Raw genomic sequence first — 22,596 nt, 5'->3', positions numbered from 1 at the left:
TGCAGTGGTGGCTTACTTGCCGCCGCGCAGTTTGGCCAGCGTGGAATAGACCTCTTGCACGGTCTCGGCGCCCACCTTCTCGCTGTGTTTTTCAACGACGGGTTTCACCTTGGCGCGCAGCTTGTCCAGCTCGGCGGGCGAGAACTCGGACACCTGCATGCCCGCCTTCTTGAGGTCTTCGAGCGCCACGTTGGCCTGCACGCGCGACACGCCGCGCTGGAAGGTCGTGGCTTCGGCCATGGCGTCGTTCAGCGCCTTCTGGTCAGCGGGGTTCAGACTGTCCCAGAACTTCTTGCTCACGATCACGGCCTGGGGGTTGTACATGTGGCGCGTGACGGTGAGGTACTTCTGCACCTCGGCAAACTTGGACGACAGGATGGTGGAGAACGGGTTCTCCTGGCCGTCCACGGCCTTCTGTTCCATGGCGGTGTACAGCTCGGGGAAAGGCATGGGCACCGCGTTGGCGCCCAGCGCGTTGAAGAGGTCGATGTAGATCGGCGACTGGATCACGCGGATCTTGAGACCCGCGATGTCCTCGGCCTTGGTGATGGGTTTCTTGCTGTTGGTGAGGTTGCGGAAACCCAGCTCCCAGTAGCCCAGGCCCACCAGGTTCTTGGCCTGCAGCTTGTCGAGCAGCTTCTTGCCGAAGGGGCCATCGGTCACGGCATCGGCCTCTTGGGGCGTGGCGAACAGGAACGGGAAGTCGTAGATGCCGAATTCCTTGGACTGGGCGGCCAGGATACCGGCGTTGAGCACAGTCATTTCCACCGTGCCGCCCTGCAGCGCCGATACAGTCTGCAGGTCGCCACCCAGCGTGCCGCCGGGGAAGAGCTTGACGGCAATGCGGCCGCCGGTCTTGGCCGCCACCAGGTCGGCGAACTTTTGCGCGCCCTGGGCCTGCGGGTGGTCCTTCTGGTTCTGGAAGGCGAACTTGATGGTGCGCTCCTGGGCATGCGCGGCGGACAGCAGCGACGCGGCAACGAGGGCGGTGGCGAGCAGGGTTTTGAGCAGCTTCATGGAAATGTCTCCTTGGGTTTTTAGGCGGGGCAGAAACGGAGCGGAAAGAAAAGGGCCGGGGCGCAGATGGGGGTCAACCACTCAACCAGCGCAGCGGCACCATGACGATGGAGGGGAACAGCACCAGCAGGAACATCACGGCCAACTGGGCCAGCATGAAGGGCGTGACGCCGCGTGTGACCTGCGACATGGACATGCGCCCCACCCCGGCCACCACGTTGAGCACCGTGCCCACGGGTGGGGTGATGAGCCCGATGGCGTTGTTGATGATGAAGAGCACGCCGAAGTACACCGGGTCGATGCCTGCAGCCTTGACCACCGGCATCAGCACGGGCGTAAGGATGAGGATGGTCGGCGTCATGTCCATGGCCGTGCCCACCACCATGACCAGCAGCATGATGGCGATCAGCAGCAGCGTTGGGTTGCCCATGAACGGCTCCAGCATGCCGATGACCTTGGAGGGCAGGTCGGCCACGGTGATCAGCCAGGCAGACACCATGGCGGCAGCCACCAGGAACATCACCACCGCGCTGGTGCGGGCCGAGGCGCGGAAGATATCGGCCAGCTGGTGCCAGCTCAGCTCGCGGTAGACCACCATGGACACGAACAGCGCATACACGGCGGCCACCACGGCGGCTTCGGTGGGGGTGAAGACACCCATGCGCAGCCCCACCAGGATGATGATGGGCAGGCCCAGCGCCCACACGGCTTCGCGCAGGGCCACGGCCAGTTCGGCACGGGTGGCCCGCTTGGGGGGCGCCACATCTTCGCGCCGCACCAGCCACCACCAGGTGAGGGCCAGCGCCACCCCCAGCAGGATGCCCGGAACGATACCTGCCAGAAACAGCTTGCTGATAGACACGTTGGCCGCCACGCCAAAGATCACGAAACCGATGGACGGCGGGATCACCGGGGCGATGATGCCGGCCGACGCAATGAGCCCGGCCGAGCGTTCCTTGTTGTGGCCCGCAGCCACCATCATGGGCAGCAGCAGGGAGGCCAGCGCTGCAGCATCGGCCACGGCCGAGCCCGACACGGCAGCCAGGATTACCGCCGCCATGATGGCCACATAGCCGAGGCCGCCGGGCACATGGCCGACCAGCGTGAGCGCCAGCTTCACGATGCGCTTGGACAGGCCGCCCACATTCATGATCTCGCCCGCCAGCATGAAGAAGGGCACGGCCAGCAGCGGAAAGCTGTCGGCGCCGTTGATCACGTTCTGCGCCAGGATCTGCGCATCGAACAGGTCCAGATGCCACATCAGCGCCACGCCGCTGATGAGCAGCGCAAACGCGATGGGAATGCCGATCGCCATGGCGAGCAGCAGGGAGCCGAGGAAGATGGTGACGGTCATGGTGGAGAGCCTGTGCGGAGGGTTCAGGGGCGGTGGTTGCCGGGCGCTTCGTGGGATGCATCGGTGCCCGCAGGGCGGTGCGCCAGGGCCGCCAGTTCTTCGCTCTCCTGCACCATGACCAGCTCGTGCTCAGCCAGCGGAACGAACAGGGTGCGCAGCAGGTCGTGCAGCAAGATGGCAATCCCCGACCCGCCCATCAGCACGCCGCTGGCGTAGAAGATGCCCACCGAGGCGCCGGTCACGGGCGCTTCGGTTTCCCAGTTGATGAGCATCTGGGCCCAACTGCCACTGAGCAGCAGCCACGACACATAAAGCATGGCGATCTGTGCCAGCACCAGGCAGGCCTTCTTGCCCGCAGCGGGCAGGCGCGACACCAGCGCATCCGTGCCCAGGTGGCCGTGTTCGCGCAGCGCGACCACGGCGCCCATGAAGGTCAGCCACACGAACAGCCAGCGCGAGAGCTCTTCCGACACCGTGATGCCGGAGTTCAGGGTGTAGCGCAGCACCACATTGCCAAATACCAGCACCACCATCACCGCCAGGCACAGGCCAGCCAGTACATCCAGCACGCGGGTGTATCCCCGCAGCACGCGGTCGGCCAGTGCAAACATGGTGTCTCCAGTCGTTGTATTGAAACGCTGAAAGAATTTTGTACGAACTGGTTAGTATTTGATCTAGGTGCAAACCCTGCATGGTTTGTCATGGCAGCACGCAGCCATGCACGGCGCGCGCAGGGTGCTGATGAGGAGCTTTTTGACGCGGGCCGGTGTGCGCGCCCAGGCCGGGAGGGTCAGGGCCGCAGAAAGCGCACGATCATCTCGATGATCGATTCACGGCGTTGCGCCGTGGCGGCAGGGGTGTCGAGGGAGCGCTTGAAAATTGCGCCAAAGGTGTGGCGGTTGGCCTCGTTGAAGAAACACAGGGCCGAGATGGACATGTGCAGGTCCACCGGGTCCACGTCCGGTCGGAACACGCCCGCCGCCACACCACGCTGGTACACATCGCGCACGGCATGGATGACGGGGATGTTCAGTTCCTGGATCGTGGCCGACTTGCTGATGAACTCGCCCCGGTGCATGTTCTCGTTCATCACCAGGCGGATGAAGTCGGGGTTGGCGAGCTGGTAGTCCACCGTGAACCCCACCAGCGTGCGCAGGGCCTGCTCGGGTGCCAGGTCTTCCAGGTGCAGTTCCGATTCGATGCGCCGGATGCGGCGGTAGGCCTCCTCCAGCACCGCCACATACAGACCTTCCTTGCTACCGAAGTAGTAGTAGATCATGCGCTTGCTGGTGCTGGTCAATGCCGCGATCTCGTCGATGCGCGCCCCAGCCAGGCCCTTGTCGGCAAACTCCGCCGTGGCCACCTGCAGGATGTTGGCCATCGTGCGGTCGGGGTCGTTGACGCGCACGCGGTCCGCCCCGGGCGTGGTGGCGGCCTCGCGCGCTGCGCGCTGGCGGGTGGCCCGTACATCACCGGGTTTCGGAGGGTTTTGAACCATTTCGTTCATAAGCGCCCAAGCATACGGCAAGCCCGGCGCAGGGGGTTCAAAAAACCAATGCCCGCTCTCGCTGGCCGCTCAGGACGGCTTGGTATCGGCGAAGCTCGGGCGCAGCATCAGCTTGTCGAGCAGCTTGCCCAGGTTGGGGTACTCGCTGCGCCAGGCGATGTCGGGGAAGCGGAACTCCAGCCAGCCCAGGGCGCAGCCCACGGCAATGTCGGACAGACTGAGGTGGATGCCGCTGCAATACGGCTTGTCGCCCAGGCCCTGGCTCATGGACTTGAGGCCGTCGTTCACCTTGATCAGCTGGCGGTCGATCCAGGCCTGGCTGCGCTCGCTGTCCTTGCGGTGGGCCCAGGTGGCTTCCAGGCGGGCCAGGATGGCGGCATCCATCACACCATCGGCCAGTGCCTCCCAGGTCTTGACCTCGGCGCGTTCGCGGCCTTGCGACGGGATCAGCTTGCCCACGGGCGACAGGGTGTCGAGGTATTCGACGATCACGCGGGAGTCAAAAACGGCCTCGCCGCCTTCCATTACCAAGCAGGGCACTTTGCCCAAGGGGTTGGAGGTGGAAATATGGGTGTCGTCTGCCCAGACGTTTTCTTGCACGAACTGGTAGTCGAGCTTTTTCTCGGCCATCACGATACGTACCTTGCGCACGTAGGGGCTGGCGGTGGCTCCGATCAATTTCATGGTGTGTCTTCCAGGGCGCGGGATAGGCTGAACGATTCGAGATTGATTCTATCGGCAGCTGCCCGCCCGCAAGCTGACGGCTGCGTGGCGCTTACACACCACGCCTACAATGGCGCGCCATGAGCCTGTCCACCATTACCGCCCTGTCGCCGCTTGACGGCCGTTACGCCAGCAAACTTGCCGCCCTGCGCCCCATCATGAGCGAACACGGCTACATGCACCGCCGTGTGCAGGTGGAAGTGGCCTGGTTCATTGCCCTGTCGGATGCCGGTTTTGCCGAGTTCAAGCCCCTGACCACGGGCGCCCGCGCCTATCTGCTCGGCCTGATCAAGAACTTCTCCGAAGCTGACGCCGCCGCCATCAAAGAGATCGAAAAAACAACAAACCACGACGTCAAAGCCGTCGAATACTGGATCAAGAGCAAGTTCGAGGCGCGCCCCGAGCTGGAAAAGGCCTCCGAATTTGTGCACTTTGCCTGCACCAGCGAAGACATCAACAACACCAGCCATGCGCTGCAGCTGCGTTCGGGCCGCGACCAGGTCATCCTGCCGGGCCTGGACCGCATCGTGCTCAAGCTGCGCGAAATGTCGCACGCCTTTGCCGACGTGCCCATGCTCAGCCGCACCCACGGCCAGACCGCCAGCCCCACCACCGTGGGCAAGGAAATGGCCAACGTGGTGATGCGCCTGCAAACGGCCTGCGAGAAGATCGCCGCCGTCAAGATCATGGGCAAAATGAACGGCGCTGTGGGCAACTACAACGCCCACCTGTCCGCCTGGCCTGAGTTTGACTGGGAAGCCTTCAGCAAGAAGGTCATCGAAACACCCGAGCCGCTGGGCCTGGGCCTGACCTTCCAGCCGTACTCGATCCAGATCGAGCCGCACGACTACATGGCCGAGCTGTTCGATGCCGTGGCCCGCGCCAACACCATCCTGATCGACCTCTCGCGCGACATCTGGGGCTACGTGAGCCTGGGCTACTTCAAGCAGCGCCTGAAGGCGGGCGAGATTGGTTCCAGCACCATGCCGCACAAGGTCAACCCGATTGACTTTGAAAACGCCGAAGGCAATCTGGGCCTGGCCAACGCGCTGCTCAAGCACCTGTCTGAAAAGCTGCCCATCAGCCGTTGGCAGCGGGATCTGACCGACAGCACCGTGCTGCGCAACATGGGCGTGGCCCTGGGCTACGCGGCGCTGGCCTATGCCTCGCTGTTGACCGGCCTGAACAAGCTGGAGCTGAACGAAGAAGCGCTGGCCGAAGACCTGGATGCTTCGTGGGAAGTGCTGGCCGAGCCCATCCAGACGGTGATGCGCCGCTTTGGTGTGCAGGGCGCTTACGAAAAGCTCAAGGAAGTGACCCGTGGCAAGACCGTGACCGCCGAGGCGCTGCACGGCCTGATCGCCTCGCTGGAAATCCCCCAGGCCGAAAAAGACCGTCTTCTGGCCATGACGCCCGGCAGCTATGTGGGCAAAGCCGCCGAACTCGCACGGCGCGTCTAGCCTGCAGATTTATAGCCTTTCTGGCCTCCAGCGCTTGTAGATAAAGCGCTGGCAGCTATCTATTTAGTAGTGAGGCTGCATGGCCATCAAATCCACCATCTTCAAGGCGAACCTCCAGATCGCCGACATCGACCACGGCTACTACGCTGACCACGCCCTCACGCTGGCCCGCCACCCCAGCGAGACCGACGAGCGCATGATGGTCCGGCTGGCTGCTTTGGCCATCCAGGCGCACCAGCTCAACGACCTCTGCAACGGCGACGCCACGCTGGCATTTGGTGCGGGTCTGTCGGACCCGGATGACCCGGATGCCTCACTGACCGACTTCACCGGCCGCAAGCGCGTGTGGATTGAGGTGGGCCAGCCCGAAGACAAGCCGCTCACCAAGGCCTGCAGCAAGGCCGATTCTGTGATCGTCTACTGCTTCAACCACGCCGCCGAGATCTGGTGGAAAGGCATCGAGACCAAACTGTCACGCCTGGAAAAGCTGCAGGTCTGGCGCATCCCCACGGAGGCATCCCAGGCACTGGCGCAACTGGCCGAGCGCAGCATGCAACTGCAGGCTACGGTGCAGGAAGGCGCGATCACCCTGAGCAGCACGCAGGGCAGTGTGCATGTGGAGCCCGTGCGCTGGAAGTGACTGGAATACTGGTCAAAATGGCCTCTGGCGCTTGATGGATAAGCGCTAACAGCTATCAATTTGGTAGTTTCTGACTCAGTCTCGTGGCATGAGCGCGCCACACTGCCAGCACTGCTCGAATCCGCCTTCGACCGTCTCGCCGCACTGGCATGCCCAGCGGCGCTGTGGCAAATCCTGAAGCTCCTGCAGCAGCGCGCGTGCGCGGGTGGCGTGTTCGTCGTAGTCCAGCCAGATTTCGGGCAGGCACTGGTCCGGCGGCAGGTGCCCCGCTGCGGCACCCAGATACTGGCGCTGCACGGAGGCCGTCATGCCCGCTTCGCACAACAAGTCCGCCCACAGCGTGGCGATGGCGATGTTCGGGGCTTGGGTGAGGCGCAGCATGGGCCCACCATAGCCGTTTGACCGCCGGGCGTACAGCCCCCGCGTGTTTGCACGCTTGCGAGGCGGGGCGACGTGTTGAAAAGAAAATGAACGGGTTACGCCGCGCCCGCTGGCGCCGGCGCTTTGGAAACCCCTTCGGCCGCCCGTTCTGCATAGCGGTTGAACCGCCACGCAGAGTGCTCCAGCGTGATGCGTCGCCACACCGCGCGTTTTTCGGCAGGGCCCATCGCGGGCCAGAACTGCACTTCGTCAAACGTGCGCCCGCACCCCTTGCACAGGTCGTCGCCCTGGCTGGTGGAGCAGATGGCGATACAGGGTGTGTCGGGCGTGGTGCTGTACCAGGCATGCCAGGCATCCAGGGCATCCGGGGGCAGGCGGTCTTCTTCCACCACGTCCTCGCGCCGGAACACCATCTGCGCATAGACCTCAGCCAGCGCGCGGATCTCCGGGGCCAGGGAGACTCCGTCGGGCGAAGGCACCCGGCTGCGCCAGTGGTTGATGGCAGCTTCGATGTCGGTGATGTGGATGGCGGCCATGGAGGTTTGAGCGAAGGGGCTGGATCATAGCCGCGCGGACAAGGCAACCCTGGCAAAGGTGTTTTGCAGGGAGCTTCGGCCCCTTTTTGGCGGCCCTTGAGGGGGCGTGTACGCAATAACCACAACCATGCTGCCCTTGCGCGACCGTGCGGGCGATGTTCCAATCGACGCTTCGAAGGGGAGTAGCTCCCGACTTGCATTCCGGCATTGCCAAATTTTGGTGCGTGGGGGCGCGAGGCATCGGAACCGTCGTCAGTACGAAGCGAAACATCGCTTCCGGCGGTCCGGGTTCAGCGCATACCGCAAGGGCGCCGGGCTGAGCAAGACCTTTGATGGGCCCGCTGGGGCTGATCAAGGCCGTCCTTTCGTTGCTTGCCCTGTCAGGGCAGTCCTTGATCCCCCGACCGCAGGCCCTTTATCCCTTGGGTGGACTCGGCGCTACAGTGGCGGCGAACTCCCCCTTCGCGTGTATTGATACTGAGGAATTTATGGACTTTTTGGCTTCGCCCGAATTCTGGCTCGCACTCGGCCAGATCATCATCATCGATATCTTGCTGGGCGGCGACAACGCGGTGGTCATCGCGCTGGCCTGCCGCAAGCTGCCTCCGGCCCAGCGTACCAAGGGCATCATCTGGGGCACTGCCGGGGCCATTGTTCTGCGTGTGATCCTGATCGCCTTTGCGATGACCCTGCTGGCGCTGCCGTTCCTCAAGTTCGTGGGCGCGCTGTTGCTGGTGTGGATTGGCGTCAAACTGCTGGCTCCCGATGAAGAGGGCCACGGTGACGTCCAAGGCAGCGACAAGCTGCTGGCCGCCATCAAGACCATCATCGTGGCCGACCTGGTGATGAGCGTGGACAACGTGATCGCCATTGCGGGCGCTGCGCAGAATGCGGGCGAGCACCAGTTCCTGCTGGTCGTGCTGGGCCTTCTGATCTCTATCCCGATCATCGTCTGGGGTAGCCAGCTGGTCATCAAGCTCATGGAGCGTTTCCCGATGATCATCACGGCGGGCGGCATGCTGCTGGGCTGGATCGCTGGCGGCATGCTGGTGACGGACCCTGCTTTCTCGAACCCCGACAAGTGGCAGTGGATGCTGAAACTGCCACAGACAGACATGATCAAGTACGGTGCCAGCGTGGCGGGTGCGCTGCTGGTTCTGCTGGCTGGCAAGATCATCGTTGCGCGCCGCGCGGCGGCGGCACCTGCCGAGCAGCAGGGCTAAAGGCAGACATACGGAACCGACCATTACAAAAGGGGGCTCTATGCCCCCTTTTGTCCTTGGTCCTCAATGGGAGTCGGTATGGACAGAGTCATCGTGTATGTGGACGACGCGGTTTATGCGCAGCAGGTGCTGGCACCTTTGTTCGCGCGCGACGCGGCCGCGAGAACACAATGGGTGCTGGTGGCCTGCGCGCCACGGATGACCCATCGCATCAGCAAGTGGGTAAGCCACAGCGCCCGTGAAAACTGGCGCGCCAAGTGGGCTGACAAGCTGTTTGCCCAGATCCTTCCCGTGCTGCGGGTCCCCACGGACAGAGTGACCACCGTACTTGCCAAGGGGCCGCTGGCGGAGCTGACCGATCAGTTGCAGGCTGCAGGCGCCTCCATGGCCCAGGTGGTAGATGCGCGCCGGCCCAAGACGGATTTGGCCCAGGAGCCTGCGCCTGTGCGCCTGGACAAAGGCTGGTCGCCAATGCCAGGAACGCTGGGCAGCCTGCTCACGGGTTGCGGAGCGTTGTGGATGCTGGCTTTCGAATAGGCAGTCAGCGCGGGGGCTGACTGCCAGGGGCTTGGCTCCCGTTTTGCGCATTTCTTGGTTCCCTCGGCCGGTGCTATTCTCCGGCCATGAAACTCCTCCTGAAATGGCTTCTCAGCGCTGCATCGCTGCTGTTTGTGGCCTATGTCTACAGCGGTGTGGAAGTGCAGAGCTTCACCTCCGCGCTGATCGCGGCCTTTGTCATTGGCCTGTTCAACGTGGTGTTGCGGCCCGTGCTGGTGGTGCTGACGCTGCCGGTCACCATCGTCACCGTCGGCCTTTTTCTCTTCGTCATCAACGCGCTCATGTTCTGGGCCGCCGCCAGCGTACTGGACGGGTTCCACGTCAATGGCTTCGGCGCGGCACTGCTTGGGTCGCTGATCTATTCGCTGCTGGGTGTGCTGATTGAATCAGCGCTCGGCGGCCTGTTCGCGAAGAAGTGACTCCACCGCGCGCAGCCGGGTGTCGATGATGGACGCCTCAATGTGGTCCACCTGCGGTCCACCCCGCCGTGCCAGATCCTGGCCCGCCTTGAAGCGGTCTACCGCAGCCGCATAGTCATAGCGCGCGGCGTGGGCCTCTGCCTCGGCGCGCACTGCGCGCAGTGCCTGGCCTTGAGCCTGCCAGGTGGACGCCAAAAGCTGCCACGCCGTCGCATCCCGGGGGTGCGTGGCCACCCAGGTCTGCAGGGCGCTGGTTCCTTCACCAGCGCGCCCGGCGCGCAGCAAGGCCTGTGTGCGCAAAACCAGTTCAGGGCGCCGGTTGCTGCTGCTGCCGCTGCTGGTGTTGTTCGCATCGGCAGCCAGTGCGTTGACAGCGGCCGCAGCGTCGCCTGCTGCCAGTTCGATCTCGGCGGCGAGCAGCTTTGCCAGTCGGTGGGCCGCGGCATCATTGCGCACCAGGTCCTCCAGCTTCTTTGCGGCAGCGCGTGCACCTGCAGCGTCTCGAAGCTGGTTGCTGCCCAGCGCAGCCGCGTACAGCACGCCCACGCGCCGGGAGGCGGGCAGGGCTGCAAAACCGGAACCTTGCGGCTCGGCAATCCACTGGCGCAAGGTGTCCACGCCGGGGTTGGCCAATACCCGGGCACGCGCTGCAACCATGGCGTGTTCCAAGGTCGATGGCACTGTGGCCGCTGCGGCAGCCTCTCCGGGCGGAAGGCGCGAATGCATGTCTGCCATGCGCTCGGTGGTCAGCGGGTGGCTGCGCAGATATGGCCACGAACCGTTGTCGTTGAGCCGGTTGGCCTGCTGGAGCTTGTCAAACATGCTGACAAAGCCCTGCGGCGCGAACCCGGCAGGAGCCATCAGGCCGTAGCCAATGCGGTCCGCCTCGCGCTCCATGTCGCGCGAAAAGTTCAGCTGGTTCTGCATGGCCAGCGCCTGCCCCCCCACCACCAGCGCCTGCGTGGCGCCCGGATTCTTGCTGGCCGCCAGCGCGCCCAGAATCATCGCCCCCAGCAGCAGGGGCGTCTGCTTGCTTTGCTGGGTGATGAGGCGCGAGATGTGGCGCTGGGTGACGTGGCTGAGCTCGTGGGCCAGCACCGAGGCCAGCTCGTCGCGGGTGGTAACGACCCCAATCAGGCCAAGGTGCACGCCCAGATAGCCGCCCGGCAACGCAAACGCGTTCACCGTGCGGTCGCGCCCCAACAGGATCTCCCACGCGAAGCGCTCATCCAGCTCCGGCGAGAGCTCCCCGCGCGCCTTGGCGGCAGCCATCAAAGGGCGCCAGATACCTTGCACATAGTCGGCAATGACGGGATCGTCGATGTAGTCGGGGTCTCTGTAGAGTTCGCGGATGATGCGGTCGCCCAGGCGGCGCTCGGCGCTGGTGGTGAGGTCGCTGGGGTCGCCGAGGGTGGGCAAGGCCGTCTGGGCACTCGCCACTGGTGCGTACAAAATGCTGTTTGCTATAAAAATTATAGCTGTTAGCGCTTTCTGAACAAGCGCTACAAGCCATTTTTGTTGAAATTTTTGCACGAAGGTCCTTTGTCCACCCTCAGGGCCATGCACCGGGCTTGCCCTGTACGACTAACGCCTTATGATGCCTTCGCCCCAAAAACGTTCGCTCCATTGTCTATGTCCACCCCCGCCTCACCCCTCACCCACTTCGATGCCCAAGGCCAAGCCCACATGGTGGACGTTGGCGCCAAGGCCGCGACCCACCGCGTGGCCGTCGCCAAAGGGCGTATCGACATGCAGCCGCAGACGCTGGCGCTCATCGAATCAGGCACCGCCAAGAAAGGCGACGTGCTGGGCATTGCCCGCCTAGCAGGCATCATGGCGGCCAAGAAGACCAGCGATCTGATCCCGCTGTGCCACCCCTTGGCACTGACACGCGTGGCCTTGGAGTTTGAACTACTCCCCGCCGAACAGGCCGTGCGATGCACCGCCACCGTTGAGACCGTGGGGCCGACCGGGGTGGAGGTGGAGGCGTTGATGGCGGTGCAGGTGGCACTGCTCACCATCTATGACATGTGCAAGGCGGTGGATCGGGGGATGGTGATCAACGGGGTGCGGGTGGCGGAGAAGCGGGGGGGGAAGTCGGGGAGTTTTGTTGCGTTGGGCTGAATGGGTGCGCCGGACGGACCCTAAAAACATAGGCCAGAAAATTATTCATGATTTCACTTGCATGCCCTTTTTATAACGAAGCCGCCGTAGTTGACTCCTTCATTGAAAGGGTGGCGATTGTTATGCAGAGCCTGGGTATGGCATATGAAATTGTTTGCGTCAATGATGGGAGTACTGACGATACGCTGAAGTTGCTGCGTGCGCATGCCCGAATAAATCCGGCTGTGCGTGTTATTGATTTGTCTCGCAACTTTGGAAAAGAGGCCGCGCTCTCGGCTGCTATCGATCACTCGAGAGGTGCTGCGGTTATCCTTATTGATGCCGATCTACAAGATCCTCCCGAACTGATCCCGGAAATGATCACCCGTTGGCTCTCAGGCAATGAAGTGGTGCTGGCCCGACGCAAGGACCGTTCCAACGATAGTTGGCTCAAGCGAAGTACCTCGCATGCTTTTTATCGCCTTCACAACGTTGTAGCTGAGAGGCCAATACCTGCAGATGTCGGCGATTTCCGGTTGTTGGACCGTAAGGTGATACGCGCTATTCAAAGGCTTCCTGAGCGTCGTCGCTTCATGAAAGGGCTGCTTTCGTGGGTAGGCTTTCAGACCACTATTGTCGACTATGTTCGTGAACCTCGTGCAGCAGGTACTACAAAATTTTCAGCTTGGAAATTATGGAACTTCGCCCTGGAGGGTATCACTTCATTTAGCACTGCTCCACTTCGAATTTGGACTTATATTGGTTTTATTGTGGCTTTTGCATCATTTTGTCATGGTATATTTATCGTGATTTACACTTTGTTGGGCGGGGTGAATGTGCCGGGATATGCATCCCTTCTCACTGCTATCTTGTTCTTGGGCGGAGTGCAATTGATCGGAATAGGTGTTTTGGGGGAATATATCGGTCGAATTCACGCTGAGTCTAAGCAAAGACCTATATACATAGTCCGCTCAATATATCCCCACGATGTCACCTGAAGTCTACAAGGAAATGGCCCGGCTTGAGTATGAACACTGGTGGTTCGTCGCTCGGCGGGCAATTTTGCGAAGCGTCTTGCAGGCGTTACCATTACCTGCCACCCCGCAGATTTTGGAACTTGGATGTGGAACGGGGGGTAATATTGCAATGTTGCAGGAGTTCGGAGCAGTTACAGCGGTGGAAATGGATCAGTTTGCTCGCAGATATGCAGAAAAATGCAATGCTTGCAGTGTTTTGCCGGGACATTTACCCTACGATCTCCCCCCTCTGTCTTCAGCTGATCTTGTGTGCCTTTTTGATGTGCTGGAACATATCCCTGACGATTTTGCCTCGCTTCAGAGTATTCTGAAAATTGTCAAACCCGGCGGGCACTTGGTGCTGACCGTTCCGGCATACCAGTGGCTTTGGAGTGGGCATGACATTGTTCACCATCATCAGCGAAGATATCGTGCTGGATCCTTGCGCGCTCTCGCCGAGCAGTCTGGATGGCAAGTCCAGCGATTAGGTCACTTCAACACTTGGCTGTTACCTCTGGTGGTAGCACATCGCATCAAACAGCGACTTCTTTCCAAGAGCAACCCGCACAGTGATACCCGCTTACCTGCGCACTGGATTAATTCGTTGCTCCAGTGCGTTTTTGCGTCAGAAGCACACTGGTTACGCCAACACACTTTTCCTTGGGGAGCGTCCATCATTGCTGTGTTGGTTCGTCGGTAGATATTTCGAACTCACCAGTTGAAGTATTTTTTAGTGCTGTGCGTGATTCAAAATTTTCATTATTTATAAATTGAATTGACAAGCTCTGTCGAAAGTTTGATTTGCTCAGAAACACCTCCCTGGATGTTCTCAAAATTTGCTTGGCCATCATGGTGGTCGGTTTGCACACTGAATTTTTGAGTGAATTTAATAAATTGGCTAGTTATCTTGCGGTTAATGGAATTTTTAGGATTGCGGTTCCGTTGTTTTTGATGATTAACGGATTTTATTTCTTTGTCGCAACAGAAAAAAATTGCCAGTCTGCCTGGTTTAAGAGGGGCGCGGTTCTATATTTGATATGGATGGGTTTTTATTCATATTTCTGGATTGATCTTCCGGATGGGGGTTTTTTTGCAGTCGGTCAGATGGTTTCTATTTTTTTGATTGGATATTGGCATTTGTGGTATATCTCTGGCATGCTGGGGGCGGCATTGTTAATGGTATTTCTAAAAAACAGAAGTCCCCAACTAATGATGACCCTTGCTGCAATGGCGTTTGTGCTTGGTGTGATGATCCAGTACGCCGGAAACTACCATATGCTCTCCGGCACAGTGTATGATGCCGCATTTAATTTTCATCCATCCCATAGAAATGCTGTATTTTTTTCATTCCCTTTTTTCTGTATCGGTTATTTGATTAATAAATATTCAATTCAAGACTGTGTATCACTTCGCTCTGCTTTTTTGGGAGTGGCTGTAGGGGGCGTGCTATTAATGTCTGAATCATATTTGAATTTTACCCAGCCAAGCCGCGATGGAGAGTTTGATAATTATGTATCGCTCGCATTGGTGTGTCCTGCTATTTTCATTTTGACTTTGAAGTTACATTTTGAAGGTCGTGGGAAAAGGCTCTCTGAGTATTCTTCAGCGATTTATTTTATTCATGTATTTGTTATTCATTTGGTTTTTGTATTTGTCGATATTTCAGGTTCATTGCTGACCTTGGTGGTGATTTTCTTTTCCGTATTTGCATCGATGCTTTTGGTGAAGGTGAATCGCAAATTAAAAATAATATTGTAAGTGGGTACTTAAAAGAACTTCGGAGCCCGCATGACATTGCCCGGAATGTGACAGCTAACGGATGTACGGGCAAGTAGCGTGGCAATAGTTGCACATATGCCCTGCAACACGCCTATCGATGACTCCGCCATTCACATATGTCCCACGGTATCAAATCTTCGTCTGCCGCGCACATAAAGCTTCAACAGCCATACTCGGATGGCCTTGCGTTACTTTGCTTGGCCTTGCTCGTCCTCGCACTTCACCATAGTGCTTTGTCGGGCTCGTGGCGCTGGGACGACGGGATGCATCTGCTCCATACGACTCAGTATCCGTGGACCAGTGTGTTTTCTGATCCAGAGGTCATGCGATCGGTTTCAGGCAACCAGTTCGCTCCATGGAATCTTTTTTTGTACTACGTCAATAGCGCGCTCTTTGGTGCCAACGTACGCTGGTATTACGCCCATCACCTTCTGTCACTTTGGGCTGCAGCTGCTGGGTTGTACGTGCTCTTGCGGCAGTGGCTTCCGGCACATCGCGCATGGGCGACCCCGGCTTTGTTGTTGGTCGGCGTCCCGGCAGCTCAGATGGCTCAGCAATTGATGGTGGGGCACTACATTGACGGGCTGGTATTTGCTAGCTTCGGACTTGTATTGCAGATACGCGCTGTCAATGCCGGGGAAACTGCCCAAGGTAACGCTCTGGGCATGAGCCTTGCTGGAGCATTGCTTTATGGATTGGCATGTCTATGTAAGGAGATCTATGTCCCCTGGATATTGATGTGGCTTGTTGTGCCATGGGTGTTCGTGCCATCAGCGCGCAGAGTTGCGGTTTGCGCTGCGCCAGCCATGCTGGTTGCCTTGGCGTACACCCTGGCGCGCTTGCATGTTTTTGACGGTGCAGGGGGCTACTATGGCGGCGGCGTAAGCAGTTGGAACGTTACTAATGCTATGCGCAGTCTCGCTTCGATTCCTAGCGTCCTGTTTGGAGAAGGTGTACACGGCCTGGCAGCCCTGGCACTAGTTTGCATCTCATTGTTTGCAAGAGTACGCTATTCAAGCGCTTGGGTCGCGGTATGCGCGTCCGCGGTTGTCGTTACGCTACTGCCCCTGGTTGTGTTGGCGGGCAGTGATCCGCCGTGGGCGCTACACGCACGTTATCTCTGGGCCCCATGGATTCTGGTTTGTTTGGTATGGGCCGCGCCATGGAAGGGCCCGCTCCGCCGCATGCAGTGGTTCGCCTGCCTGCTTTTTTCAACTTTGGCCGTGTGGCAAATGACTATCCTGCGCCCGGACGATCAGCAGCGGGAAGCGCTGTTCGACGCCCATTCAAGGACGATTTTGCAGCCGACTTCGGAGGTAACACATTGGGTACCAGCAGAGTTCAACGGTGCGGGCTACGTTACGTTTGTGACTTACGCCGCCCACGAAGCGTTGCGTCGCAGCGGCCACGCTGTGGGCAACCCACCGAAATTTCTGCGTGCCATTTCCAGCGACCCTGCCGAGCAAGCGGGGGTGCAGGTCTGGGACGCACTCTGCAACTGCTTTCGGTCATTCCTGTCGCTAACAATGGGTGAGCGTCAGGCAGCACTTGCCAGGGCGCAGTCCGAAAAGGGGCTACTGTTGCCAGGCATGCACCCACTGGCAGATGCCTACCGAGGGCCTAGTCCCGAGATGCATGTGAAGGGCAAGCAATTGCATGTATCCGGTACGGCGCCTTCGGAAGGCGCTGGACATCTTCTGATATTGGCCGGCTGGGCGCCATCAAGATTGGTGTCATCCAAAGTGACGGCTCAGGCACGTCTAGAAAACCCTGCGGTCCAGGACATGAAGTTCGAGATCGTGCTCGAGGCTCAAGATGCCACTGCCACACGCCAAACTCGAGACCGTCTATGTGTATTGATGCAAAGTCAGACCCATCCCTATACTTTCATTGCGTTGGATGCTGCGGCCCCGTCCTCCGCATGCCGCGCCCTGCTGACACCGTGGGGGCATCGGCAGCCGCCCGGAGACAACCTTGAATGAAGCGTAACTCGCCCCAGCGCGGAGTTGAGGTCGGCTGGGCCGTGGTGTGTGACGCCAAACTCGCTCTGTATCCGAGTGCGATGAGCCGGGCATTGGTAGAGTTCAATCCCCCCGTCTGCAGCGAGAATCGCCTGTCTGATGGTGCAGTAAATTTGCATACGGCATCAATCTTGCTGCAATCTTTAAACTGCAACATACCCGAGAGAGACAACGAATGAGTTCCGAGATCACAAAGAACCGCCAGCGGGGCGGGCTGCTTGCTATATTTATCCTTTCGGGTTTTGCGGGGCTCATCTACCAATCCATCTGGTCTCACTATCTGGGACTTTTCCTGGGCCATGCAGCCTATGCGCAGGCTCTGGTGTTAGCCATCTTCATGGGCGGTATGGCGGCCGGGGCGGCTTGGATTGCCCGGGCCGGCCAGAAGTGGCGAAACCTGATTCGCGGCTATGCGGTCATTGAGGCCATCATCGGCGTGCTCGGCCTAGTGTTTCATCAGGTGTTTACTGGCGTGGCGGGTTTCAGCTACGACACCCTGATTCCCGCATTGGGCTCGCCAGTGGCAGTGGATATCGCCCGATGGAGCATAGCAGCCCTGCTTATCCTTCCCCAGACGATATTGCTGGGCATGACCTTCCCGCTGATGAGCGGTGGCCTGATCCGGCGCTATCCGGGCAGCGCTGGCAATCTTCTCGGCGGGCTGTATTTCACTAACAGTATCGGCGCCGCGATCGGGGCGCTGGCAGCCGTGTTTGTGCTGCTGCCTTGGGTTGGGCTGCCAGGTGCTATGGTCACAGCGGGGGTTTTGAACTTCGGTGTGGCGGCGCTGGCATGGTGGCTGGCTAGGGAGCCCGAGCCTATCCCTGCTCCGGCGGTTGTGGGTGCAATTGCGCCGGAACAATCACTGCGTAAGAACGCCTTGCTGCGCACTGTGCTGTTTGGCACTGCCTTGTCCGGCGCGGCGTCATTTGCCTATGAAATCATCTGGATCCGGATGCTCAGCATGGCCGTGGGCAGCACCATGCATGCTTTCGAGCTGATGCTGGCATCCTTCATTGCGGGTATCGCGCTCGGCGGGCTCTGGGTGCGCAGGCACGCGGACAGCACCTCGTCTCCTTTGCGACTGGTGGGCTGGATGCAGGTTCTCATGGGCATCGCCGCACTGGCTTCGCTGGCCGTCTACGCCAACGCCTTTGCGTGGGTGGGTTGGCTGATGCAGGCACTGGCCAAAACCGATGGCGGTTATACGCTGTTCAACCTGGGCACCGCCACCATCGCCATCGCCATCATGATGCCCGCCGCTTTTTTTGCAGGTACCACCTTGCCGCTGTTCACGGTAGCGTTGCTCCGTGCCGGGCACGGCGAACGGTCCATTGGACGGGTATATGCCTGGAACACCCTGGGCTCCATCCTCGGCGTGTTGGTCGCCATTCACCTGCTGATTCCCTCTGTAGGGCTTAAATTGGCGTTGTGTATTGCGGCGCTGGTGGACATCGGCATTGGCTTGTTCCTGCTGCGGGGGCAGGTTCAGGATCAGCGCTCCATGCTGCGCTTTGGAATTGCAGCAGGGCTGGCGGCCGTTGCACTCATACTGGCCGTGCGCATACCGTTTGACCCGATGACCATGGCTTCGGGCGTGTACCGGCACGGGCGATCTAGTCTTTTCAATGACGATCGCATTCTTTATTACAAGGATGGCAAAACCGCGAGCGTAGCGGCCGTGCTCTCTGAAAATGGCGGCCTCAGCATATCAACCAATGGCAAGCCGGATGCAGCCATTCAAATGAAGGGTGACGTGCCGCCATCCGACGACGAGCCCACGATGACCATGGCGGCAGTCCTGCCGCTGGCCATGTTGGACGAGCCCAAACAAGTCGGCGTCATCGGATTCGGCTCGGGCCTTACCACCCACACGCTGCTCGGCGACCCGCGCCTGGAGGGGGTGGACACCATTGAGATTGAGCAAGCTATGGTGGAAGGCGCGCGATCTTTCGGGCCCCGCGTAGAGCGGGCTTATACCGATAAACGCTCGCGTATCGTCATTGACGATGCCAAGTCGTACTTTTCCGGTCAGAAAAAGCAGTACGACATTATTATTTCTGAGCCATCAAACCCCTGGATCAGCGGCGTTGGAGCGCTTTTTTCCGAGGAGTTCTATCGGTTCATCCCCAGCCATTTGACTGACAACGGTCTGTTTGTACAGTGGGTGCAGCTCTACGAGATCAACGACCAGCTGGTCGCTTCCATATTGAAGGGACTCACTACATCGTCGTTCAGCGACTACGGTGCCTGGCTGTCCAACACCACAGATCTACTGATCATCGCCACCAAAAACGGCCCACTTCCAGAGTTGGACGCCCAGCGGGTTCTGGAGTCGCCCCAGCTGAAGGCAGAGCTCGCACGGCTACAGCTGGACAGCACGCAACGATTGGCATTTCGGAAGGTCGCCAATGCCGATTTGCTGCGCGGCATCGCCCGTTACTACGGCAGCCTGCCTACCAATTCTGACTTTTACCCTGTACTTGGTCTGCATGCGCCCAAAGCGCGCTACCTCAAATCTTCTGCCGACGGAATCTTAACTTTGCCCTTTTATCTGCCGCAGCTGCTGGAAACGCTGGCCGTGCGCCTGCCTTTGCCGGCAGAGATGTCGCCCTCACCGCTGGATCACTTCATCGCTGACGTCTACACCCTTCGAGCGCGCGCATTGGCAGGCGCAATGCGCAATCAGACTATAAAAGAACACGCCGATGGGCGGCTGAACGACAAGGCCACACTCCCTGCGCTGCAGATAAAAGCCTTGCTAGCGGAATGCTCTACAACTTGGAGCGCCCAGCGAACATCTTCATTTTCTTTGCGTTTACGCGAACTAGCAGAGCGGACTCTCGGGCACTTGAGCACTCAAGAGCTCCGAGGCGTTCTGATTGAGCCTGAGTGGGCCCGATGTGTCAGTATGCCCGTCGAGTTCAGAGCCGTTTTTGAGATATTGGATGCCCATGCGCGACGAGACTATGCAGCAATGGAGAAGTTTGGCCAACAATGGCTTGAACGGCCACCGCAGATCGCTGCCCTGCAAACAGACTTCAGCTCAATGGCGCTTTCAGCCGTGCTGTACAGCCTAGCCCACCAGAAACGCTGGGACCAGTTGCTGCAAACAGCGGAGTCGTACGGCCCTAAGGTAACGCTGGATGCCAATCAGACCACCGGGTTGGGGCTACTAGTGGCGATCGCTCAAAGCCACACTGAAGCAACAGCGCCAGCGCGACAGGTCGAAGTTCCCGTGCGCTGATTACGTTAGAGCTCTAAATTTCCGTACCTGTCATGCATTAAGCTCCGCCCACAAAGAGGCATCAGGATCCGAAGCCATCTGCTTTTACATAGCCACGGATGCGTGCAGTGGCAGGGTCTAAAAGTACTACCCAATCCATCGCCTGGCGACTCACCAGCGGCAGCCAGCGCAGCGCGTTGGGACTACTGGTTTCCCCCGGTTGCGGCGCCTGTGCGGCCTGGGCCGCAGCCATCTGAATATGGTGGATTCGTCCGGGATTGAGCTGTTGCAGCGCGCTCAGCGGCAAGGACCGCTCCTTGGCGCTGGCAGCACTCAGGAGATAGTCTTGCCACCAGCTAGGCCGTTGTGCTGGCTCTATTCCCTGAAGTGATGCATCGACGCTGTCGAGTTTTTCAACGCCGCTGCGGGCTGTGCGCGTACCCAGCACTTGAGGCGGCTTAAAGCTCCAGGGACGTACCCAGGGCGGCGCGGCCGCCAAATCGCGCTCAAGAATGTCGGCAATCGTCACAACCCGGAAACGGTCTACCTCGAAAACCACGGCCAGCGGCCGTGCTTGACTCAGCGTGTGCAGGCCATAGGCCAATGCTACAAGCTGCACGCAGGCGATCAATGCTATGTCCACGGCCAGCGCCTTGCGTGACTTGGATGGATGCAGCAGCAGCAGGGTCAGCAATGGCCCACAGACCACGTCCACTCCCAACATTAAGACAAACAGCGCAAGCCCACCCGAAACTTCGCGGTAGGGCGTGGGAAACCAGACGCCGAAAACCAATACAGAAGTCGCCCCCGCAATCGTCAACGACAGCAGTAAGTGGCGGAATGCCCAAGGCAAGGTTTCTGCAAGACGAACAAGTACTGGCAGACTTCGCGTAGTCATATGTGGAAACTTAAAAAAGCTCGAAGTAAACAACAACGCCCGCAAAAGCGGGCGTTGTGAAAACCAAAATTCCAGCGCAGTTCAGCGCAAGAAAATCAACGGCACTCGGAAGGAGCGTACTTGGCGGGCAACGTGCCCTTCGCAACGTTAGCCAACTTGCGGGCTGCAGCATTCAAAGTCGTCACAGAGCCGCAAGCCCAATCTACGGCACCTTGAGAAGTGACTGCTGGAGTTTTGCCGTTCACATTTGGAGAAAAAGTGATCGTTTGACCATCCAGACCCGTGGGAATACCGTTTGCGGCAGTTGCATCAACCTGAACGGTGATCGTCCATGGCGAGGCCTTATTGACAACGATATTCTGTACGTACTTCGAAGACTTTTCCGCAATGGGAACGGCATCGTAAGCAGTTGCCGCGTTGATCAGTCCCTGCGTGCCATCGGTTTGGAATGCTTCGCTAAACATGCCTTTGACGGAAGAGCCTGCGATGACTGCTTCAGAGACCTTCGCACGGACTGTGTAATCTTGGTAGGCAGGCAGCGCCACGGCAGCCAAGATACCGATGATCGCCACAACGATCATCAGTTCGATCAGGGTAAAACCCTTTTGCATGAAACGCTTCATAAAAACTCCTTGGAGGTCAATTGCAATTGAACCTGAAGAACATATCAGGTTGCAGATCTGACGCAGTTTTCGTGCCAGACAGCAGCTGGCACCAGTTTGCGGCAAAAAGGACGAGTGTTGTAACGGGGTGTGTCCATTGTTGTGATGAGTGACATTTTTGACCGATCAAGAATGTCAGATTTCTCCCCGCCACGTCTGCGATGTCGTGGGTACCGGATGGCGCGGGTGCGACCAAACCGGGGTTCATCGTAGTCCATCGCTATACATGCACAAACAAGTCGCAGCAGTCCGCTCGTTTGCTCAGCCCGTGGCTATACAACAAACTTCTGACCCGCTTGCAACCAACGAATGTTGTGCGGTGCTGTAAACCCTTGGGGCATATGCACTTCAAACTCTCGAATCTCTTCCATGATGAGTCCAGTCTCCGAAGGTTTTGCGTGGGTGATATAGATTGGGTACCGCTGGCCCGGGAGTATGTTAGTGAGCTCTTCGGCCAAGGTGGAAGGCGACAGATGCAAACTACGGTTAGCAAGCTCGACTTCGCGGTTACTGAACGCGGTTTCGATAATAAGGAGGGCAACTGGCAAAGCGTTAACGCGAGTCCAGAACGCAGGGTTGCGCCCAGTGTCCCCACTGAACGCCAACCAGCCGTCGGCGCCGCGTACTGCATATCCCACTGCGGGAACGGTATGCAAGGCCGGCAGAGCCTCGATCAGAATGCCGCCCGCATTGATCTGCTGGCCCGTCCGGATGGTGTGGTACCGCATAAAAGGCTGGTGAGCCGACGGGATGGCGCTAAAGTCAGGCCAGATGACGTCATTGAACACATGGGCCTGTAAGGCGGCAATAGTGCCCGATAGAGCGTGGACCCGGACGGGCGCGCTGCGCATTGAGGTCACTGCGTCGAGCATCAGCGGCAACGCCGCAATGTGATCCAGGTGCGAATGTGTCAGGAACACATGGTCGATCTTGCTCATCTCCTCTAGCGTGAGGTCTCCTACTCCCGTTCCAGCATCAATAAGGATGTTGTCGTCAATCAGGAACGAGGTCGTGCGGCAGTCTTTGGCGATGGCGCCGGAGCATCCGAGCACGCGAACCTTCATGGGTAGCTT

General features: G+C 59.2%; 22 protein-coding genes. 11 read left to right on the top strand and 11 right to left on the bottom strand.

The window, feature by feature from the left end; translation table 11 throughout:
* Window positions 1-12: 12 nt before the first annotated feature.
* The 5 genes from C8C94_RS17375 to C8C94_RS17355 all read right to left on the bottom strand — a co-directional run bounded on the left by C8C94_RS17375 (window position 13) and on the right by C8C94_RS17355 (window position 4,562).
* Window positions 13-1,017, bottom strand: coding sequence for a TRAP transporter substrate-binding protein (locus C8C94_RS17375; protein ID WP_055394539.1), 1,005 nt, complete (start codon window positions 1,015-1,017; stop codon window positions 13-15).
* 73 nt (window positions 1,018-1,090) lie between these two features.
* The gene (locus C8C94_RS17370; RefSeq protein WP_121421594.1) at window positions 1,091-2,371 is read right to left on the bottom strand and encodes a TRAP transporter large permease subunit; all 1,281 of its coding nucleotides are present in this window, start codon (window positions 2,369-2,371) and stop codon (window positions 1,091-1,093) included.
* Window positions 2,372-2,394: 23 nt separating this feature from the next.
* Window positions 2,395-2,982 (bottom strand): TRAP transporter small permease, encoded by a 588-nt coding sequence (locus C8C94_RS17365; RefSeq protein WP_121421593.1) that lies wholly within the window; start codon window positions 2,980-2,982, stop codon window positions 2,395-2,397.
* A 179-nt stretch (window positions 2,983-3,161) separates the two neighbouring features.
* The gene (locus tag C8C94_RS17360) at window positions 3,162-3,878 is read right to left on the bottom strand and encodes a TetR/AcrR family transcriptional regulator (protein WP_121421592.1); all 717 of its coding nucleotides are present in this window, start codon (window positions 3,876-3,878) and stop codon (window positions 3,162-3,164) included.
* Between the two features lie 69 nt (window positions 3,879-3,947).
* Window positions 3,948-4,562 carry a glutathione S-transferase N-terminal domain-containing protein gene (locus tag C8C94_RS17355; protein ID WP_055394547.1) on the bottom strand — a complete coding sequence of 205 codons (615 nt, stop codon included), beginning with the start codon at window positions 4,560-4,562 and terminating at the stop codon, window positions 3,948-3,950.
* Window positions 4,563-4,681: 119 nt separating this feature from the next.
* Here C8C94_RS17355 and purB point away from each other — a divergent pair, with 119 nt between their 5' ends.
* Window positions 4,682-6,061: an adenylosuccinate lyase gene (gene purB, locus C8C94_RS17350; RefSeq protein ID WP_121421591.1), complete on the top strand. Its 1,380-nt coding sequence runs from the start codon at window positions 4,682-4,684 to the stop codon at window positions 6,059-6,061.
* Between the two features lie 79 nt (window positions 6,062-6,140).
* Window positions 6,141-6,701, top strand: coding sequence for a YaeQ family protein (locus C8C94_RS17345; protein ID WP_008903834.1), 561 nt, complete (start codon window positions 6,141-6,143; stop codon window positions 6,699-6,701).
* A 75-nt stretch (window positions 6,702-6,776) separates the two neighbouring features.
* On the opposite strand, the gene C8C94_RS17340 is transcribed toward C8C94_RS17345, so the two are convergent.
* Together C8C94_RS17340 and C8C94_RS17335 are read right to left on the bottom strand one after the other, a co-directional pair.
* Complete coding sequence (locus C8C94_RS17340; RefSeq protein WP_055394551.1) at window positions 6,777-7,082, bottom strand: hypothetical protein; 306 nt, start codon at window positions 7,080-7,082, stop codon at window positions 6,777-6,779.
* A gap of 95 nt (window positions 7,083-7,177) precedes the next feature.
* The gene (locus tag C8C94_RS17335) at window positions 7,178-7,618 is read right to left on the bottom strand and encodes a DUF3717 domain-containing protein (RefSeq protein WP_121421590.1); all 441 of its coding nucleotides are present in this window, start codon (window positions 7,616-7,618) and stop codon (window positions 7,178-7,180) included.
* Between the two features lie 488 nt (window positions 7,619-8,106).
* On the opposite strand from C8C94_RS17335, the gene C8C94_RS17330 reads away from it, so the two are divergent.
* From C8C94_RS17330 to C8C94_RS17320, 3 genes are all read left to right on the top strand, one after another.
* Window positions 8,107-8,841 carry a TerC family protein gene (locus C8C94_RS17330; RefSeq protein ID WP_055394555.1) on the top strand — a complete coding sequence of 245 codons (735 nt, stop codon included), beginning with the start codon at window positions 8,107-8,109 and terminating at the stop codon, window positions 8,839-8,841.
* A 78-nt stretch (window positions 8,842-8,919) separates the two neighbouring features.
* A complete protein-coding gene (locus C8C94_RS17325) occupies window positions 8,920-9,378 on the top strand; it encodes a hypothetical protein (RefSeq protein ID WP_121421589.1) in 459 nt (152 codons plus the stop codon).
* Between the two features lie 86 nt (window positions 9,379-9,464).
* Window positions 9,465-9,818: a phage holin family protein gene (locus C8C94_RS17320; protein ID WP_055394559.1), complete on the top strand. Its 354-nt coding sequence runs from the start codon at window positions 9,465-9,467 to the stop codon at window positions 9,816-9,818.
* Here the strand turns inward: C8C94_RS17320 and C8C94_RS17315 are convergent.
* Window positions 9,786-11,294, bottom strand: coding sequence for a M48 family metalloprotease (locus C8C94_RS17315; protein WP_121422936.1), 1,509 nt, complete (start codon window positions 11,292-11,294; stop codon window positions 9,786-9,788). The two genes, C8C94_RS17320 and C8C94_RS17315, sit on opposite strands and share 33 nt — an antisense overlap.
* A 156-nt stretch (window positions 11,295-11,450) precedes the next feature.
* Between C8C94_RS17315 and moaC the strand changes: the two genes are divergently transcribed.
* The 6 genes from moaC (at window position 11,451) to C8C94_RS17290 (ending at window position 19,984) form a co-directional block, all read left to right on the top strand.
* Window positions 11,451-11,942 (top strand): cyclic pyranopterin monophosphate synthase MoaC, encoded by a 492-nt coding sequence (moaC, locus tag C8C94_RS17310; protein WP_121421588.1) that lies wholly within the window; start codon window positions 11,451-11,453, stop codon window positions 11,940-11,942.
* Between the two features lie 47 nt (window positions 11,943-11,989).
* On the top strand, window positions 11,990-12,919 hold the full coding sequence (locus C8C94_RS17305) for a glycosyltransferase family 2 protein (RefSeq protein ID WP_121421587.1): 930 nt from the start codon (window positions 11,990-11,992) through the stop codon (window positions 12,917-12,919).
* Window positions 12,909-13,637: a bifunctional 2-polyprenyl-6-hydroxyphenol methylase/3-demethylubiquinol 3-O-methyltransferase UbiG gene (locus tag C8C94_RS17300; RefSeq protein ID WP_121421586.1), complete on the top strand. Its 729-nt coding sequence runs from the start codon at window positions 12,909-12,911 to the stop codon at window positions 13,635-13,637. The genes C8C94_RS17305 and C8C94_RS17300 overlap by 11 nt, the downstream gene beginning before the upstream one ends.
* Window positions 13,638-13,738: 101 nt before the next feature.
* Entirely contained in the window at window positions 13,739-14,695 is a 957-nt protein-coding gene (locus C8C94_RS17295) for an acyltransferase family protein (protein WP_121421585.1), read from the top strand.
* A gap of 137 nt (window positions 14,696-14,832) precedes the next feature.
* The gene (locus tag C8C94_RS25485) at window positions 14,833-16,698 is read left to right on the top strand and encodes a hypothetical protein (RefSeq protein WP_147433272.1); all 1,866 of its coding nucleotides are present in this window, start codon (window positions 14,833-14,835) and stop codon (window positions 16,696-16,698) included.
* Window positions 16,699-16,912: 214 nt separating this feature from the next.
* Window positions 16,913-19,984: a fused MFS/spermidine synthase gene (locus C8C94_RS17290; RefSeq protein ID WP_121421584.1), complete on the top strand. Its 3,072-nt coding sequence runs from the start codon at window positions 16,913-16,915 to the stop codon at window positions 19,982-19,984.
* A gap of 61 nt (window positions 19,985-20,045) precedes the next feature.
* On the opposite strand, the gene C8C94_RS17285 is transcribed toward C8C94_RS17290, so the two are convergent.
* The 3 genes from C8C94_RS17285 to C8C94_RS17275 form a co-directional block, all read right to left on the bottom strand.
* On the bottom strand, window positions 20,046-20,861 hold the full coding sequence (locus tag C8C94_RS17285) for a hypothetical protein (RefSeq protein WP_147433271.1): 816 nt from the start codon (window positions 20,859-20,861) through the stop codon (window positions 20,046-20,048).
* A 95-nt stretch (window positions 20,862-20,956) separates the two neighbouring features.
* Window positions 20,957-21,484 (bottom strand): pilin, encoded by a 528-nt coding sequence (locus tag C8C94_RS17280; protein WP_121421582.1) that lies wholly within the window; start codon window positions 21,482-21,484, stop codon window positions 20,957-20,959.
* Between the two features lie 311 nt (window positions 21,485-21,795).
* Window positions 21,796-22,587, bottom strand: coding sequence for a 3',5'-cyclic-nucleotide phosphodiesterase (locus C8C94_RS17275; protein ID WP_121421581.1), 792 nt, complete (start codon window positions 22,585-22,587; stop codon window positions 21,796-21,798).
* Between the last annotated feature and the right edge of the window lie 9 nt (window positions 22,588-22,596).

Origin of the sequence: Acidovorax sp. 94 (assembly GCF_003634645.1) — a bacterium.
GTDB classification, from domain to species: domain Bacteria; phylum Pseudomonadota; class Gammaproteobacteria; order Burkholderiales; family Burkholderiaceae_C; genus Acidovorax; species Acidovorax facilis.
This window is presented reverse-complemented; position numbering and strand designations above follow the sequence as displayed.

Excerpts from the sequence above, each read along its gene's own strand:
- C8C94_RS17325 (WP_121421589.1), top strand. The coding sequence starts at position 8,920 with ATGGACAGAGTCATCGTGTATGTGGACGACGCGGTTTATGCGCAGCAG.
- C8C94_RS17335 (WP_121421590.1), bottom strand. The coding sequence starts at position 7,618 with ATGGCCGCCATCCACATCACCGACATCGAAGCTGCCATCAACCACTGG.
- C8C94_RS17355 (WP_055394547.1), bottom strand. The coding sequence starts at position 4,562 with ATGAAATTGATCGGAGCCACCGCCAGCCCCTACGTGCGCAAGGTACGT.
- C8C94_RS17320 (WP_055394559.1), top strand. The coding sequence starts at position 9,465 with ATGAAACTCCTCCTGAAATGGCTTCTCAGCGCTGCATCGCTGCTGTTT.
- C8C94_RS17375 (WP_055394539.1), bottom strand. The coding sequence starts at position 1,017 with ATGAAGCTGCTCAAAACCCTGCTCGCCACCGCCCTCGTTGCCGCGTCG.
- C8C94_RS17360 (WP_121421592.1), bottom strand. The coding sequence starts at position 3,878 with ATGAACGAAATGGTTCAAAACCCTCCGAAACCCGGTGATGTACGGGCC.
- C8C94_RS17300 (WP_121421586.1), top strand. The coding sequence starts at position 12,909 with ATGTCACCTGAAGTCTACAAGGAAATGGCCCGGCTTGAGTATGAACAC.
- C8C94_RS25485 (WP_147433272.1), top strand. The coding sequence starts at position 14,833 with ATGTCCCACGGTATCAAATCTTCGTCTGCCGCGCACATAAAGCTTCAA.
- C8C94_RS17365 (WP_121421593.1), bottom strand. The coding sequence starts at position 2,982 with ATGTTTGCACTGGCCGACCGCGTGCTGCGGGGATACACCCGCGTGCTG.
- C8C94_RS17305 (WP_121421587.1), top strand. The coding sequence starts at position 11,990 with ATGATTTCACTTGCATGCCCTTTTTATAACGAAGCCGCCGTAGTTGAC.
- purB (WP_121421591.1), top strand. The coding sequence starts at position 4,682 with ATGAGCCTGTCCACCATTACCGCCCTGTCGCCGCTTGACGGCCGTTAC.
- C8C94_RS17280 (WP_121421582.1), bottom strand. The coding sequence starts at position 21,484 with ATGAAGCGTTTCATGCAAAAGGGTTTTACCCTGATCGAACTGATGATC.
- C8C94_RS17370 (WP_121421594.1), bottom strand. The coding sequence starts at position 2,371 with ATGACCGTCACCATCTTCCTCGGCTCCCTGCTGCTCGCCATGGCGATC.
- C8C94_RS17275 (WP_121421581.1), bottom strand. The coding sequence starts at position 22,587 with ATGAAGGTTCGCGTGCTCGGATGCTCCGGCGCCATCGCCAAAGACTGC.
- C8C94_RS17285 (WP_147433271.1), bottom strand. The coding sequence starts at position 20,861 with ATGACTACGCGAAGTCTGCCAGTACTTGTTCGTCTTGCAGAAACCTTG.
- C8C94_RS17340 (WP_055394551.1), bottom strand. The coding sequence starts at position 7,082 with ATGCTGCGCCTCACCCAAGCCCCGAACATCGCCATCGCCACGCTGTGG.
- C8C94_RS17290 (WP_121421584.1), top strand. The coding sequence starts at position 16,913 with ATGAGTTCCGAGATCACAAAGAACCGCCAGCGGGGCGGGCTGCTTGCT.
- moaC (WP_121421588.1), top strand. The coding sequence starts at position 11,451 with ATGTCCACCCCCGCCTCACCCCTCACCCACTTCGATGCCCAAGGCCAA.
- C8C94_RS17345 (WP_008903834.1), top strand. The coding sequence starts at position 6,141 with ATGGCCATCAAATCCACCATCTTCAAGGCGAACCTCCAGATCGCCGAC.
- C8C94_RS17330 (WP_055394555.1), top strand. The coding sequence starts at position 8,107 with ATGGACTTTTTGGCTTCGCCCGAATTCTGGCTCGCACTCGGCCAGATC.